This is a genomic window from Burkholderia guangdongensis, assembly GCF_013403875.1.
GTDB classification, from domain to species: Bacteria; Pseudomonadota; Gammaproteobacteria; order Burkholderiales; family Burkholderiaceae; genus Burkholderia; species Burkholderia guangdongensis.
The window spans coordinates 33,514-48,004 of the sequence record NZ_JACBNX010000032.1 but is presented as its reverse complement, the minus strand read 5'-3'; the positions used below and the strand labels follow the sequence as shown (position 1 = coordinate 48,004).

Here is a 14,491-nt window from a genome sequence, read left to right as displayed (position 1 = left end):
AGGACTGCTTACATTGCAAGAGAATGGAATTGATCGGTCGCAGTCTCAGCGATGCCATCGTCACGCATCTGCCCCTTTCGGATCACGTGCATGATTTCGATACCGGACAGGATGATGCACGCGCACCGGAAATCCTTGAACCCCATCATCGGTTTGATGATGCGTTTGACGGCCCGGTGGTCCTGCTCAATGATGTTGTTCAGATACTTGTTCTGCCGGACCTTGATCGGCGTTGGCCGTTCGCCGTTAAGCGCTTCGAGCGCGGCCAGATTGGCACCGCTCTTATCCACCGTAATCGTTTCGGGCTCGCCGTTCTGGTCTATCGCCCTCCTGAAATAACGAAGCGCAGCCGCCTTGTCACGATGGGCTCGCAGCAGGAAGTCAACCGTATTGCCCTCCTTGTCGACGGCGCGGTACAAATACTTCCATTGACCCTTGACTTTGACGTAGGTCTCATCGACTCGCCAGCTCTTGCCCACCGGGCGCTTTCGGCGGCGAAATGCCTTTTCAAACACCGGCAGTACTTTGATGACCCAGCGGTGCACGCTCGAATGATCCACCTCGATTCCACGCTCCAGCATCATCTCTTCGAGGTTGCGCAGGCTCAACGAATACGCCACCAGCGCACGCACAGCAGAATCACGTCAAGCGGATAATGCAGCCGCTTCAGCACCTTCCCAATGCCGTCGGGCAGCGTCTTACGTGGTGTCTTCTTGATCTTGTCCATCGTGTTCGTCAGCTGTGTCGGCCTGCCGATTTTACCGCAGCGCTTAATGCGACACAGCCCGCCCGAGAAGGTTCGATCGTCCGCCGGCGCGCGCTCGTTCGCCGATCAGGTGCGGGACGACAGCATGGTCAGCGGGTGCCGGTGTGTGCGTGTGGAGCGGGGCGATTCAGCGCGGCGAACCCGTCTGCCTCGATCTGCTCGGCATTGACGGGCCGAACGACGCGTGCGACTTCGACGCCGTCCCGCAGGAACACCAGCGTCGGCCAGAGCTTGATGCGGAACGAGCGGCCGAGCGGCCGGCCGGGACCGTCTTCGATTTTCAGGTGCCGAACGTCCGGGTGCGCCAGCAACGCGTCGCGAATCGCGGGCTGCGCGGCCTTGCAGATGCCGCACCAGTTGGTGCCGAATTCGATGACGGCCGCGCCGTCGAGCGCGTCGACCTCCGCGCGTGTGGGGGCGTCGGCGGTGTAGGCGGACGGAGTATTCATCGTGGCTTTCCAGGGGCAAAGGTGTGGTCGCGTCGCGGCCGCATTCCTGATGCAGGCTCCTTACTGTAGCCGAAAGCGGCGAGCGCGGCGCGCGGCCGTCAGCGCACCGCATGCCCCAACGCGTGAAGCAAACACTTGACCCCGTGATTCAGGCCGTGCTTCCGGTAGAACATCACCACTTTGCCCGATGCCGGCTCGGGACGCACGTTCAGGCGCGCCACCGGAAGATTGCCCGCCAGGCCAGCCAGCGTGATGTCCGGCACGGCGCTCAGCCCCAACCCCTTGGCGACCAGCTGCAGGTTGGTGTACGGGGCGAACGACTCGATCAGCGGCGTCGGCGAAGCGAGGCCCGCATTCAGGAACGCGTGGTCGACGATGCGCCGGACCATCGACGTCTGCCCCGGCAGGATCCACGGATCGGATTGGAGTTGCGCCCAGCTGAGCGCGGCTGCGCCGGCAAGAGGATGCCCGGCGGGCGCGATGACGACGAGCGCGACGTCGTGCAGCACGACGTGCTGCAACTCGGCCGCCACGGTTTCGTGCAGCTCCGTCGGCGGCGGGGCGATGATCGCATCCAGCTGGCCGTCCAGCAGGGATTTCATCAGCGCATCCGCGCGATCTTCCTGGATCATCACGCGTATCGGCAGTGCCGTACTGTCGTCGATGAGCCGACGCAGGATGTCGGGGATCAGCCCATGCGCGACGGTCGGCGGGGCGCCGAGGCGGAGGATGGTGCTGGCCGGCTCGGACATCACCTGCTCGCCGACGTGGGCCAGTTCGTGCAGCAGCACCGTCGCGCCGCGGATGGCCAACGCGCCGGCCGGGGTCGCGGTCAACCCGCGCGCGTGCCGCTCGAACAGCCGGACGCCGAACGCGTTTTCCATTTCGTTCAACGCCTTGCTCAGCGCGGACTGCGTCACGTTCAACTGCGCGGCGGCGCCATGCAGGCTGCCCGTCTCGTGAAGAACGACCAGCAACTTCAGATGACGGAATCGCAGACGGCCCACCAGTTGCCTCGAAGCGGCACGCTCATCGTTCATCGCAGTGATTCCATAAAGTATCCAAACGATGAATATTTATCACTTTTTTGAATCTGTCGGTTGCCTCATCGTGTGCGGGCTGCCGTTTCGGCAAGGAACGGCTTTTCCAGTGGGGGGACGAATGGTGTTGCGCTTTCTTTGGGCGGTGTGTCTCGGTGTTCTGTGCGTGAGCGGCGCGTGGGCCGACGGCGAAATGCATCCGTTGCCGGGCTGGCAGCGGCAACTCGTCGGGCGCGCGCCTGTCCGGATGGAGGTCTTCCAGAAAGGGCAGGGCACCGCGGTGATCATGTATCCGTCGCTGGGCCGTGCCGCTCAGGATTTCGAACAGCTCGGCAACGCCGTGGCCGCCGCCGGCTATCGCGTCGTGCTGGTGAATCCGCGGGGCATCGGCGCCAGCACCGGGCCGATGGACGGAATCTCGCTGCACGATCTGGGGGCGGATATCTGGATGGTGGCGGATCAGCTGCACATCGCGCGAGCCGTCGTCCTCGGACAGATTTACGGCAATCGCGTCGCGCGCGCCGCGGCGTCGGACCAGAACGCGCGCGTCATCGGTCTGATATTGGTCGGGGCCGGCGGCGAGATCGAGATGGCGCACGACACGCTGGAGGAGTTCACCAAGGTATTCGATCCGAGCCTGCCGGGCGAGCGCCGTCAGCAGGCGGTCGAGAAGGTTTTCTTCGCACCCGGAAACGACGCGTCCGCGTGGAAGGACGGCTGGTTTCCCGACGCCGCACGCAAGCAGATCGAGGCCGCGAAACATACCGACATGCGGAAGATCTATCTGGGCGGAACGGCGCCGGGGCTGGTGGTGCAGGGCCTGGACGACAAGATCGCGCTGCCGGTCAATGCATGGAATCTGGTCACGAGGCGTCCGAATACCCGGTTGGTGGCACTGCCGAACGCCGGCCATGCGATGCTGCCGGAGCAGCCGGCCGCCGTGGCCGACGCGGTGATCGATTTTCTGAAGACGGTGCGCTGATCGGTTGCGTGCGCATCCATTAACTACAACGAAGTTCGGAGGAGACATGAAGAAACGTTATCTGGCCGCCATCGCGGCCGCAGCCACGGCACTGGCCGGCGGCGCGCATGCGCAGTCGTCCGTGACGCTCTACGGGATGACCACGGTCGACCTGCAGTTCGTCAACCACGTGCAGAACGTCGTCAACGGCGTGAAGGTGGCCGGCTCCGGCTCCGAGCTCCAGATGTCCCCGTCCGGCATCGCGCAGTCCCGCTTCGGCCTGCGCGGCAACGAGGATCTCGGCGGCGGCTACTCCGCGATCTTCACCCTCGAAAACCAGTTCAACACGAACAACGGCCAGCTCGGCAACGGCGGCCTGCTGTTCGGCCGCCAGGCGTTCGTCGGCCTCGGCAGCCAGTACGGCAAGATCACGTTCGGCCGGCAATACACGTCGTCGTTCGTCGCGCTCGCCGATTACACGCCGCTCTACTACTCCCCCGAGTTCGAGCCGGTCGTCGCCATGTCCGGCCCGAGCTTCCGCGAGAACAGCATGGTGAAGTACGAAGGCCAGTTCGGCCCGCTGCTCGCCACCGCCCACTGGTCGTTCGGCGGACGCGCCGGCTCGTTCGGCGCAGGCTCCGGATACGGCGCGGGCCTGTCGTACAGTGCCGGCGCGTTCGGCATCGGCCTCGGCTTCGACAACGTGAACAACCTGAGCGCGCAGGAGTTCGTCGGTGCGTCCGGCGGCAACGACTACGGGCGCGACATGCGCGCGTTCGTCGGGCTGCGGTATACGTACCAGACGCTGAAGTTCGTCGCCGGATACCGCTGGGGCAACACGCTCGCGCCCTCGTCGGGCTCGCCGCTGTACCCGCCGCATCAGGACGACATGGTCTGGGCCGGCATCAACTGGACCGCGACGCCGGCCGCGCATTTCATCGTCGGCTACTACTACGACGACATCAGGCATGCGACGCTGAACGGCACGGTCGTGAAGCCGAAGCCGCTGCAGCAGTACGTCGCGATCGCGGATTACAGCCTGTCGAAGGCCACGGATCTGTATGCGTCGGCGATGTACTCGCGCAATGCGTCGCTGAACTGGGACAACGTCGGCTACCTGCCGAACGGGCAGTCGGTCGGCTATTACCTGCCGTCGGGCGCGCAGACGTATTACATGACGCCGGGCTCGAGCGGGCAACTGGGCTTGTCGGTCGGCATCCGGCACGTGTTCTGACCGGACGGGATGCGCGAGCGCCGGCCCGACAGCTTTCATCGCACTGACGCGGGCCGGCTTTTCGTGCTCGAATGCCCGCCCGAATCCTCGTTCGAATACTCTCCTTAACGAAACCGAACTAGGCGTATACACGCGGTCCGCCGCGACGAAACCCCGGTTTCAAGCCGATATAAGCGCACTGACATGCGCTGCATGCTCTTGCCCCAATGGGAGGCGATGTTCTGTTCGCCTACCCTTCGCTTCGGCAAAGTGCAAATGACGGGGCCGATAAAAAAAGCGCGCCGCACGGCGCGACAAGAACCGGCCGGCGATTCCGCAATGACGAGACGCATCGCGGCTCGCCCGTCCCGAATACGTTGCCGACATTCCAATTCGATTCGAGACAACCTGACGACGGCCGTCCGTGGTCGTTTCAGCATGCTGATAAAGGAGCAAGCTCATGAGTGATACCCAGGTGCAGCCGGTCGCCGGCGTCGGCGAGGCCGCGGAAATCGGCACTAAGGGAGTCGTCGACCGATACTTCGGGATTTCGGCGCGTGGCAGCACGCAGCGCCAGGAAATCGTCGCGGGGGTCACCACGTTTCTCGCGATGGTCTATTCGGTGTTCGTCGTGCCCGGCATGCTCGGCAAGGCCGGCTTCGACACGAGCGCCGTGTTCGTCGCCGTCTGTCTGACGACGGCCTTCGGCTCGCTGCTGATGGGCCTGTGGGCGAAGCTGCCGATCGCGATCGGCTGCGCGATTTCGCTGACCGCGTTCACCGCGTTCGGCCTCGTGCTCGGCAAGGGGCTGCATCCGTCGGTCGCGCTCGGCGCCGTGTTCCTGATGGGCCTCGTGTTCACCGGCATTTCCGTGACCGGCGTGCGCTCGTGGATTCTGCGCAATCTGCCGGCGGGCGTCGCGCACGGCACCGGGATCGGCATCGGCCTGTTCCTGCTGCTGATCGCGTCGAACGACGTCGGTCTCGTCGTCAAGAATCCGGGCGCCGGCCTGCCGGTGTCGCTCGGCCACATCACCGCGTTCCCGGTGATCATGTCGGTGATCGGCCTGGCCGCGATCTTCGGCCTGGAAAAACGCCGCGTGCCGGGCGGGATCCTGCTCGTCGTGATCGCGATCTCGGCGATCGGCCTCGTGCTCGATCCGGCCGTGAGTTTCCATGGCGTGTTCGCGCTGCCTTCGCTGAGCGCGCCGGGGCACGCATCGCTGATCGGCTCGATGGACATCAAGGGTGCGTTGTCGATGTCCGTGCTGCCGAGCGTGCTGGCGCTCGTGATGACCGCGGTGTTCGACGCGACCGGCACGATCCGTGCGGTCGCCGGGCAGGCGGGCCAGCTCGACGAGAACGGCCGCATCATCAACGGCGGCCGCGCGCTGACCGCGGATTCGCTGAGCTCGATCTTCTCCGGCTTCCTCGGCGGCGCGCCGGCGGCGGCCTACATCGAGTCGAGCGTCGGCGTCGCGGCCGGTGCGAAGACGGGCCTCGCGGCCGCGGTCGTCGGCGTGCTGTTCCTCGCGCTGATCTTCCTGTCGCCGCTGGCGGGCCTCGTGCCGTCGTATGCGACCGCGCCCGCGCTGATGTACGTCGGCCTGCTGATGCTGAGCAGCGTGAGCAAGCTGCACATGGACGATCTGGTCGACGCGATGTCCGGCCTCGTCTGCGCCGTCTTCATCGTGCTGACCGCGAACATCGTGACCGGCATCATGCTCGGCTTCTCGACGCTCGTGATCGGGCGCCTCGCGAGCGGCGATTTCCGCAAGCTCAACGTCGGTACGGTGGCGATCGCGGCGGTGCTCGTCGTGTTCTATCTCGGCGGCTGGGCGATCTGAAGGATGGGGTCGGGCGTTGCCGCGGACAGTCCGCGGCAATGCTTCGACACAACGGTGTCTACTCCACCATATCAGTGAGGTTGGTGGTTTTCGAGGCCCGGAAACTTGCGTTTCCGGGCTCTTTTTCATCCAGCTTGCGCGCTGCGTCGTGCCGTCTCGCCCACTACGCGGCGACCGGGCTGCGATCGGTATGCGCATCTCGTGCATCCGGCGCGCTCGCGCTGCCGCGCCGCTCGTCGGTGCCGCCCAGCGCGGACGTCGCATCGAACAGCTCGGCGATCCAGTCCGCGAACACGCGCACCCGCGCGGACAGATGCCGGTTGTGCGGATACACGAGCGAGATCGGCTTCGGCTTCGGATTGCAGTCCGGCAGCACGGCCCGCAGCGAGCCGTCGCGCAGATGCGGCTCCGCCATCACGAGCGGCGGCTGGATCAGCCCGAAACCTTCGATCGCGCTGGTCAGGTAGGCATCCGAATCGTTGACCGTGAGGATGCCGTTCATCCTGACCTCGACCGACTTGCCGTCGATCACGAACACCCACGGCCACGGGCGTGCGCCGTGCCTCGTGCGGAAATTCACCGCGAGGTGCGCGGCCAGATCGTCGATGCCGTGCGGCTCGCCGTAGCGCTCCAGATAGCCGGGCGATGCGCACGTGATCCGCCTCAGCGTGCCGATCCGGCGCGCGACCATCGACGAATCCTCGAGCGGGCCGACCCGGATCATGCAGTCGATGCCTTCCTCGACCGGATCGACCTGCCGATCGGACAGTCCCAGATCGAGCGTGATGTCCGGGTATAGCTGGTGAAAGCCCTGCAGCGCGGGAATCACGAGCTTGCGGCCGAGCGCGCTCGGCATGTGCACGCGAAGCGCGCCGCTCGGCTTTCGCTTGCCGGCCTGGAAGCTCGCGTCGACTTCGCTGATCTCGGCGACGATCTTGATGCAGTGTTCGTAGTATGCGGCGCCCTCCGGCGTCAGCGACAGCCGGCGCGTGGTCCGGTGCAGCAACCGCACGCCGAGCAGCGCCTCGAGATTCTGGATGACCGTCGTCACCGTCGCGCGCGGCATCGCGAGCGAGTCGGCGGCCCGCGTGAAGCTGTTCGCGTCGACCACCCGGGTGAAGACTTCCATCGCCTGGATGCGGTCCATGCTCTCTCCTTCGGATGGTGAACAAAACAGCATAGAGCGCGCGGGCCGCGCGGCACAAGGCGTCGCGCGACTATTCGTTTTCACGGAATAGCGGGGCGGTTCAGGCGGGGATTGTGCGGATCGCGACGCGTGCGAACGGCGGATGAGGCCCGCCGTTCACGCGTCGAGGTGGTGTCGAGGTGGTAAAAGGGGGCGCGATCGCGCCCCCGGCGAGCGGCGCCGCGCCGCTCAATGCAGCTTGATCGACGGTCGGTTGGCGCGGCCGAGCCATTGCCCGAGCGCTTCCAGCACCGCGCGCTTGATTCCGGACACGCCGAACAGATGCTTCCGGTACAGCAGCCTGTACAGGCCCGACGCCGCGAAGCCGTTCACGATCAGCGCGCGCGGCCGCGCGCCGAGGTCGGTCTGGAACGTCGCGCCGGCGGGGCCGAGCGACACGACCGTGCCCGCGTCGCGGAACGCGAAGCCCGGCACCGGCTTGCCGGCGAGGCGCCGCGCGAACGCATCGCCGAGATACAGCGCCTGCTGATGCGCGACTTGCGCGCGCGGCGGCAGGAAGCCGCTCTTCGCGGTCGACGGGCACGCCGCGCAATCGCCGAACGCGAAGATGCGCGGATCGTCCGGCGTTTGCAGCGTATCGGTGACGATCACCTGGTTCGCCGCGTTGAGCGCGATGCCGCCGATCGACTTCAGCATCGCGGGGCCGGCGACGCCGGCGGCCCAGACCGTGATGTCGCTGGGGAGCGTGTCGCCGGTGCCGGTGACGAGCGCATCGCTGCCGACTTCGGCGATGCGCGCGCCGGTCACGACGTCGATGTGCAGCCGGCGCAGCGCCGCGTCGGTATGCGCGGACACGCGCTCGTCGAGCGCCGGCAGCACGCGCGCGGCGCCTTCGATCAGCCGGATGCGCACGTCGCGCTCCGGATCCAGCGCGTGGAAGCGATAGATCGACAGCTGATCGATCGCATGCCTGAGCGCGGCCGCGAGCTCGACGCCGGTCGCGCCCGCGCCGATCACGCTGATGTTGACCGCGCCCGCGTGTGGGACTCCGTCGCGGACACCATCTCTTTCGATCCGGTGATTGGCCTTCGTGCACGCGGCGAGGAACTTCCGGCGGAACACTTCGGCATGCTCGACATTTTCCAGCGGCAGCGCATGCTGCGCCGCGCCCGGCACGTTGAAGAAGTTCGTCACGCTGCCGACCGACAGCACGAGGCTGTCGTAGCGCACGCGCCGCTGCGGCAGGATCTCGATGCCGTCCGCGTCGCGCACCGCGCCGATCGTCGCGACGCATTGTTCGCGGTCGACGTGCGTCAGTTCTCCCTGCACGAAGCGAAAGCCGTCACGCTTCGCTTGCGCCGCGTATTCGATGTGGTGATTGGCCGGATCGCGATGCCCGGTTGCCGCTTCGTGCAGCAGCGGCTTCCAGAAGTGCGTCGGATAACGGTCGACGAGCACGATCTCCGCGAGACCGCGCCGGCCGAGCGTGGCGGCGACGCGCGTCGCGAGATGCAGGCCGCCGGCGCCGCCGCCGATGATCAGGATGCGATGAAGGTCCGTGCCGCAATCGGCGTCGAGCGTGAAGGGGGCGTGGGTCATGGTGCGACTCCGTAATGATGGCAATGTCCGGTAGCCCGCTGTCAGGCATGGAGTTCCCACGATATAGTCTTGATCCATGACAAACAATTTAATGTTTTTAGCCGACCCATATGTTTTCACTGATATCAAGAACGGCGACCTTCAGACAATTGAAGGCGCTCGACATGGTGGCGCGGCTCGGCAGCGTGTCGCGCGCGGCGGAGGAGCTGAACCTGACGCAGCCCGCGGTGTCGCTGCAGATCCGGCTGCTCGAGGAGGCGGCGGGCGCCGCGGTGCTGCAGCGGGTGGGGCGCGGTGTCCAGCTCACCGCGGCCGGCGAGATACTCGCGCGGTATGCGCGCGAGATTCTTCAGCTATGGACCGAAGCGGGCGACGAGGTGGCCGCGCTGAAGGGGGAGCTGGGCGGCACGTTGCGCATCGGCGCGATCACGACCGCGGAATATCTGATTCCGCCGATTCTGGTCAAGTTCGCCGAGACGCGTCCGCACGTGAAGTCCTACTTCAAGGTCGGCAATCGCGACGACATCATCCGGATGCTCGCGACCCACGAGATCGATCTCGCGGTGATGGGCAGCCCGCCGCGCGAGCTGCGCACGAACGCGGCGGAGTTCGCGAAGCATCCGATGGTGTTCGTCGCCGCGCCCGGGCATCCGCTGATGCGGCGCAAGCGGCTGTCGCTGAAGGATCTGGAATCGGCGAACCTGCTGGTTCGCGAGCGCGGCGCGGGTACGCGCTCGACGGTCGAGAGCCTGTTCAAGACGTCGGGGCTCAAGTTTCACATCGGCTCCGAGCTGTCGAGCAACGAGGCGATCAAGCAGATGGCGGAGGCGGGGTTCGGCGTCGCGTTTCTGTCGCTGCACGCGTGCGCGCTCGAATTGCGCGCCGGGCTGCTCGCGCAGCTGCCGTTTCCCGGGAATCCGATCGAGCGCGAATGGTATGTGATCACGCTCGCCGACCGGCGCCTGTCGCAGGTCGCGGGGCTGTTTCGCGATTTCGTCGTCGAGCACGGCGCGCACGTGATCGACGGCGGGAAGCCGTCGGCGACGGACCGGCGCCGCAAGCGTCACGCGCCGCAGGGATGACGGCCGGCGGCGCGTCGATGGTATCGGACGGCCGCGGACGGTAGCAGACCTCATCGCCGCCATCGCTGCCATCGCCGCCGTCGTCGTCATTCGTCCATCAAACGGACCTTCACCTTCTTGCCCTTGATCTTGCCGGCGTTGAGCTTGCGCAGCGCATCGCGCGCGATGCCGCGCTCGACCGCGACGTACGTCGAGAACTCGGTCACGTTGATCTTGCCGATCTGCGCGCCGCTGAAGCCCGCGTCGCCGGTCAGCGCGCCGAGCACGTCGCCGGGGCGGATCTTGTCCTTGCGTCCGCCGAGAATCTGCAGCGTCTCCATCGGCGGCAGCAGCGGCGCGTCGCTGCCCGTTTCGAGCTCGGCGAGCGGATGCCATTCGACGTCGCGTTTCTGCGCCTGCTCGATGCCGCCGACGCGGCCCATCTCGTCCATGCTCGCGAGGCTCAGCGCCCAGCCGTCCTGATCCGCGCGGCCGGTGCGGCCGATCCGGTGCACGTGCACTTCCGGGTCGGGCGTCACGTCGACGTTGATCACCGCCTCGAGCTGCGCGATGTCGAGGCCGCGCGCGGCGACGTCGGTCGCGACCAGCACCGAGCAGCTGCGGTTCGCGAACTGGATCAGCACCTGATCGCGCTCGCGCTGATCGAGCTCGCCGTGCAGCGCGAGCGCATGAAAGCCCTGCGCGCGCAGCACGTCGAGCAGGTCGCGGCACTGCTGCTTCGTGTTGCAGAACGCGAGCGTGCTCACCGGGCGATAGTGCCTGAGCAGCAGGCCGACCGCGTGCAGCCGCTCGTCGTCGGTCACTTCGTAGAAGCGCTGGCGGATCTTCGTGTCGTCGTGACGCTCGTCGAGCTTCACTTCCTTCGGATTGCGCAGAATCTGCCGGCTCAGCTTCGCGATGCCGTCCGGATAGGTCGCCGAGAACAGCAGCGTCTGGCGCTCCGCCGGACATTGGCGCACGACGGTCGCGATGTCGTCGAAGAAGCCCATGTCGAGCATGCGGTCCGCTTCGTCGAGTACGAGCGTCTGCAGCGCGCCGAGCGTGAGATTGCCGCGCTCCAGATGATCCATGATCCGCCCCGGCGTGCCGACGACGACGTGCGCGCCATGCTCGAGGCTCGCCGCCTGCGGCCGCATCGGCGTGCCGCCGCACAGCGTCAGCACTTTCACGTTTTCCTCGGCGCGCGCGAGGCGGCGCACTTCCTGCGTGACCTGATCGGCGAGCTCGCGCGTCGGGCACAGGACCATCGCCTGCACGTCGAATCGGCGTGCGTCGAGCCGCGCGAGCAGCGCGAGCGCGAACGCCGCGGTCTTGCCGCTGCCGGTCTTCGCCTGCGCGATCAGGTCGTGGCCCGCGAGCGCGACCGGCAGGCTCGCGGCCTGGATCGGCGTCATGTCGACGTAGCCGAGCTGCTCGAGGTTCGCGAGCGTGGCGGGCGCGAGCGGCAGTGTGCTGAAGGGTTGGGCGGTCGGTTCGATGGTCATGTCGTGATGTCGGATTAGAACGGGCGGCCGTCGAGCTGTTCGTAGACGACGGTGCCGTCGTCGGCGTCGAAGCGCTCGACGTAGTTGCGCGCGCCGCACAGCGGGCAGCGGAACAGCAGTCCCTGGCCTTCGTCCTTGATGACGACGTCGGACAGCTCCCACTGCGTGCCGCAGCTCTGGTTTCTGCAAGTGAACACGGTTTTCTCCGGCTGGATGTCGGTTGCGCGTCGTCGCCGCTTCGAGCGAAGCGAGCGCGTGGGCGCTGCGTTGCATGGTCACGGCCCGCGGTGTCGTGAGCCTGATGGTTCGTCGAGGTGGAAAAGGGGCCGGGCGGCGCGCTGGAAGCGCGCGCGTCGCAATTCTAGCGGATACGCGGGCCGCGGTCGGCAGCGGCGGCGTTTTCGGGGCGAGATCGTTCGCTTTCGGCCCCGCCTTCGATACGCATGCCGCCGGAACCTGATACCGTTCCACGCTGCATCGGCCGTGAACTTTCCGCCAGCTTTGCCCGTCATCACCGATGCTGGCGCGCATGCGCGTTGCACGACCGGCGCTGCACAACCCTATCGCAGCCATCGTATCGATCAATTTGCCGCACGCAGTTCAGGGACCCATACTTTTCTCGGGCAGCGCCCGGATTCCGCATCGGGCCGAGTGCCGGGTGCACACGATCAACAGGAGAAGATACATGTCGACCGAAACGAAGTGTCCGTTCCAGCACGCCGCCGGCGGCGGCACGACGAACCACGACTGGTGGCCGAACCGGCTGAACGTGAAGCTGCTGCGCCAGCATTCGTCGCTATCCGATCCGATGGACAAGGGCTTCAACTATGCCGAAGCGTTCCGGAGCCTCGATCTCGCCGCCGTGAAGAACGACCTGTGCGCGCTGATGACGACGTCGCAGGACTGGTGGCCGGCCGACTTCGGCCATTACGGGCCGTTCTTCATCCGGATGGCCTGGCACAGCGCGGGCACGTACCGCACCGGCGACGGCCGCGGGGGCGCCGGCAGCGGCCAGCAGCGCTTCGCGCCGCTGAACAGCTGGCCGGACAACGTGAGCCTCGACAAGGCGCGCCGGCTGATCTGGCCGATCAAGCAGAAATACGGCCGGAAGATCTCGTGGGCCGACCTGATCATCCTGACCGGCAACGTCGCGCTGGAGTCGATGGGGTTCAAGACGTTCGGCTTCGCCGGCGGCCGTGAGGACGCGTGGGAGCCGGACGACGACGTCTACTGGGGCGCCGAAACGAAATGGCTCGACGACAGGCGCTACGCCGGCGACCGCGATCTCGAGAACCCGCTCGCCGCGGTGCAAATGGGACTGATCTACGTGAATCCGGAAGGTCCGAACGGCAACCCGGACCCGCTCGCGGCCGCGCGGGACATCCGCGAGACGTTCGCGCGGATGGCGATGGACGACGAGGAGACGGTCGCGCTGATCGCCGGCGGCCACACGTTCGGCAAGACCCACGGCGCCGGGCCCGCGTCGCACGTCGGGCCCGAGCCGGAAGCGGCCGGCCTCGAGCAGCAGGGTCTCGGCTGGAAGAGCAGCTTCGGCACCGGCAGCGGCGGCGACACGATTTCGAGCGGCCTGGAAGTGACGTGGACCACGACCCCGACGAAGTGGAGCGGCAACTTCTTCTGGAATCTTTTCGGCTATGAATGGGAGCTGACGAAGAGCCCGGCTGGCGCGCACCAGTGGGTCGCGAAGGGCGCCGGCGCGACGATTCCGGACGCGCACGACGCGGCGAAGAAGCATGTGCCGACGATGCTGACCACGGATCTGTCACTGCGCTTCGATCCGGCTTACGAAAAGATCTCGCGCCGCTTCATGGAGAATCCCGATCAGTTCGCCGACGCGTTCGCGCGCGCGTGGTTCAAGCTGACGCATCGCGACATGGGCCCGCGCAGCCGCTATCTCGGCCCGGAAGTGCCGGCCGAGGAACTGCTGTGGCAGGATCCGATTCCGGCGGTCGATCATCCGTTGATCGACGCGCAGGACGTCGCGGCGCTGAAGACGAAGATCCTCGCGTCGGGGCTGCCGGTGTCGGCGCTCGTGTCGACCGCGTGGGCGTCCGCGTCGACGTTCCGCGGTTCCGACAAGCGCGGCGGCGCGAACGGCGCGCGCATCCGCCTCGCGCCGCTGAAGGACTGGGCCGTCAATCAGCCCGGCCAGTTGGCGAAGGTACTCGCGACGCTCGAAGGCATCCAGCAGGCATTCAACGGCGCGCAGTCCGGCGGCAAGAAGGTGTCGCTCGCCGACCTGATCGTGCTGGCCGGCTGCGCGGGTGTCGAGCAGGCCGCGAAGAACGCCGGTCACGCGGTGACGGTGCCGTTCGCGCCCGGCCGGATGGATGCGTCGCAGGAGCAGACCGACCCGCTGTCGATGGCCGTGCTGGAGCCGGTCGCGGACGGTTTCCGCAACTACCTGTTGGGCAAGTACACGGTGCCGGCCGAGGCGCTGCTGATCGACAAGGCGCAGTTGCTGACGCTGACCGCGCCTGAAATGACGGTGCTGGTCGGCGGGCTGCGCATGCTGGGCGCGAACGCCGGGCAGACGCCGCACGGCGTCTTCACGAAACGGCCGGACGCGCTGACCAACGACTTCTTCGTGAACTTGCTCGACATGGGCACCGAGTGGAAGCCGGTGTCGGACGCGAACGACGTGTTCGAAGGGCGCGATCGCGCGACGGGCGCGGTCCGGTGGACCGGCACGCGCGTCGATCTCGTGTTCGGGTCGAACTCGGAGCTGCGGGCGCTCGCCGAGGTCTACGCGTGCGCTGACGCGCAGGAGAAGTTCGTGCGTGACTTCGTCGCCGCGTGGGACAAGGTGATGAACCTCGATCGCTTCGATCTCGCGTGATGCGACGCGGGCGGCGCCGAAGGGCGCCGCCCGGCGATGTGGCG

General features: G+C 66.8%; 11 protein-coding genes and 1 pseudogene. 5 read left to right on the top strand and 7 right to left on the bottom strand.

The window, feature by feature from the left end; genetic code table 11:
• Window positions 1–8 precede the first annotated feature (8 nt).
• From HZI36_RS24870 to HZI36_RS24860, 3 genes and pseudogenes are all read right to left on the bottom strand, one after another.
• Window positions 9–727 (bottom strand): annotated as a pseudogene (locus HZI36_RS24870) (IS6 family transposase).
• Window positions 728–855: 128 nt separating this feature from the next.
• Window positions 856–1,215 carry a thioredoxin family protein gene (locus tag HZI36_RS24865; RefSeq protein ID WP_179405332.1) on the bottom strand — a complete coding sequence of 120 codons (360 nt, stop codon included), beginning with the start codon at window positions 1,213–1,215 and terminating at the stop codon, window positions 856–858.
• 98 nt (window positions 1,216–1,313) lie between these two features.
• Window positions 1,314–2,255, bottom strand: coding sequence for a LysR family transcriptional regulator (locus tag HZI36_RS24860; RefSeq protein ID WP_179405331.1), 942 nt, complete (start codon window positions 2,253–2,255; stop codon window positions 1,314–1,316).
• Between the two features lie 28 nt (window positions 2,256–2,283).
• Between HZI36_RS24860 and HZI36_RS24855 the strand changes: the two genes are divergently transcribed.
• From HZI36_RS24855 to HZI36_RS24845, 3 genes are all read left to right on the top strand, one after another.
• Complete coding sequence (locus tag HZI36_RS24855) at window positions 2,284–3,237, top strand: alpha/beta fold hydrolase (RefSeq protein ID WP_179405330.1); 954 nt, start codon at window positions 2,284–2,286, stop codon at window positions 3,235–3,237.
• 46 nt (window positions 3,238–3,283) lie between these two features.
• Window positions 3,284–4,450 carry a porin gene (locus HZI36_RS24850; RefSeq protein ID WP_179405329.1) on the top strand — a complete coding sequence of 389 codons (1,167 nt, stop codon included), beginning with the start codon at window positions 3,284–3,286 and terminating at the stop codon, window positions 4,448–4,450.
• 439 nt (window positions 4,451–4,889) lie between these two features.
• Complete coding sequence (locus tag HZI36_RS24845) at window positions 4,890–6,275, top strand: NCS2 family permease (protein ID WP_179405328.1); 1,386 nt, start codon at window positions 4,890–4,892, stop codon at window positions 6,273–6,275.
• 163 nt (window positions 6,276–6,438) lie between these two features.
• Here HZI36_RS24845 and HZI36_RS24840 read toward each other — a convergent pair whose 3' ends face one another.
• Complete coding sequence (locus HZI36_RS24840) at window positions 6,439–7,422, bottom strand: LysR family transcriptional regulator (RefSeq protein ID WP_179405327.1); 984 nt, start codon at window positions 7,420–7,422, stop codon at window positions 6,439–6,441.
• Between the two features lie 228 nt (window positions 7,423–7,650).
• Window positions 7,651–9,021, bottom strand: coding sequence for an NAD(P)/FAD-dependent oxidoreductase (locus tag HZI36_RS24835; RefSeq protein WP_179405326.1), 1,371 nt, complete (start codon window positions 9,019–9,021; stop codon window positions 7,651–7,653).
• Between the two features lie 110 nt (window positions 9,022–9,131).
• Between HZI36_RS24835 and HZI36_RS24830 the strand changes: the two genes are divergently transcribed.
• Window positions 9,132–10,103 (top strand): LysR family transcriptional regulator, encoded by a 972-nt coding sequence (locus tag HZI36_RS24830; RefSeq protein WP_179405325.1) that lies wholly within the window; start codon window positions 9,132–9,134, stop codon window positions 10,101–10,103.
• Window positions 10,104–10,189: 86 nt separating this feature from the next.
• Here HZI36_RS24830 and dbpA read toward each other — a convergent pair whose 3' ends face one another.
• Both dbpA and HZI36_RS24820 read right to left on the bottom strand, forming a co-directional pair.
• Complete coding sequence (gene dbpA, locus HZI36_RS24825) at window positions 10,190–11,587, bottom strand: ATP-dependent RNA helicase DbpA (protein ID WP_179405324.1); 1,398 nt, start codon at window positions 11,585–11,587, stop codon at window positions 10,190–10,192.
• 14 nt (window positions 11,588–11,601) lie between these two features.
• Window positions 11,602–11,784 (bottom strand): hypothetical protein, encoded by a 183-nt coding sequence (locus HZI36_RS24820; RefSeq protein WP_179405323.1) that lies wholly within the window; start codon window positions 11,782–11,784, stop codon window positions 11,602–11,604.
• Between the two features lie 488 nt (window positions 11,785–12,272).
• Here HZI36_RS24820 and katG point away from each other — a divergent pair, with 488 nt between their 5' ends.
• On the top strand, window positions 12,273–14,447 hold the full coding sequence (gene katG, locus HZI36_RS24815) for a catalase/peroxidase HPI (protein ID WP_179405322.1): 2,175 nt from the start codon (window positions 12,273–12,275) through the stop codon (window positions 14,445–14,447).
• The last annotated feature ends 44 nt before the right edge of the window (window positions 14,448–14,491 follow it).

Bases quoted from the DNA above. Each gene is read 5' to 3' on its own strand.
- HZI36_RS24865 (WP_179405332.1), bottom strand. From the start codon at position 1,215: ATGAATACTCCGTCCGCCTACACCGCCGACGCCCCCACACGCGCGGAG.
- HZI36_RS24860 (WP_179405331.1), bottom strand. From the start codon at position 2,255: ATGAACGATGAGCGTGCCGCTTCGAGGCAACTGGTGGGCCGTCTGCGA.
- HZI36_RS24855 (WP_179405330.1), top strand. From the start codon at position 2,284: ATGAATATTTATCACTTTTTTGAATCTGTCGGTTGCCTCATCGTGTGC.
- HZI36_RS24850 (WP_179405329.1), top strand. From the start codon at position 3,284: ATGAAGAAACGTTATCTGGCCGCCATCGCGGCCGCAGCCACGGCACTG.
- HZI36_RS24845 (WP_179405328.1), top strand. From the start codon at position 4,890: ATGAGTGATACCCAGGTGCAGCCGGTCGCCGGCGTCGGCGAGGCCGCG.
- HZI36_RS24840 (WP_179405327.1), bottom strand. From the start codon at position 7,422: ATGGACCGCATCCAGGCGATGGAAGTCTTCACCCGGGTGGTCGACGCG.
- HZI36_RS24835 (WP_179405326.1), bottom strand. From the start codon at position 9,021: ATGACCCACGCCCCCTTCACGCTCGACGCCGATTGCGGCACGGACCTT.
- HZI36_RS24830 (WP_179405325.1), top strand. From the start codon at position 9,132: ATGTTTTCACTGATATCAAGAACGGCGACCTTCAGACAATTGAAGGCG.
- dbpA (WP_179405324.1), bottom strand. From the start codon at position 11,587: ATGACCATCGAACCGACCGCCCAACCCTTCAGCACACTGCCGCTCGCG.
- katG (WP_179405322.1), top strand. From the start codon at position 12,273: ATGTCGACCGAAACGAAGTGTCCGTTCCAGCACGCCGCCGGCGGCGGC.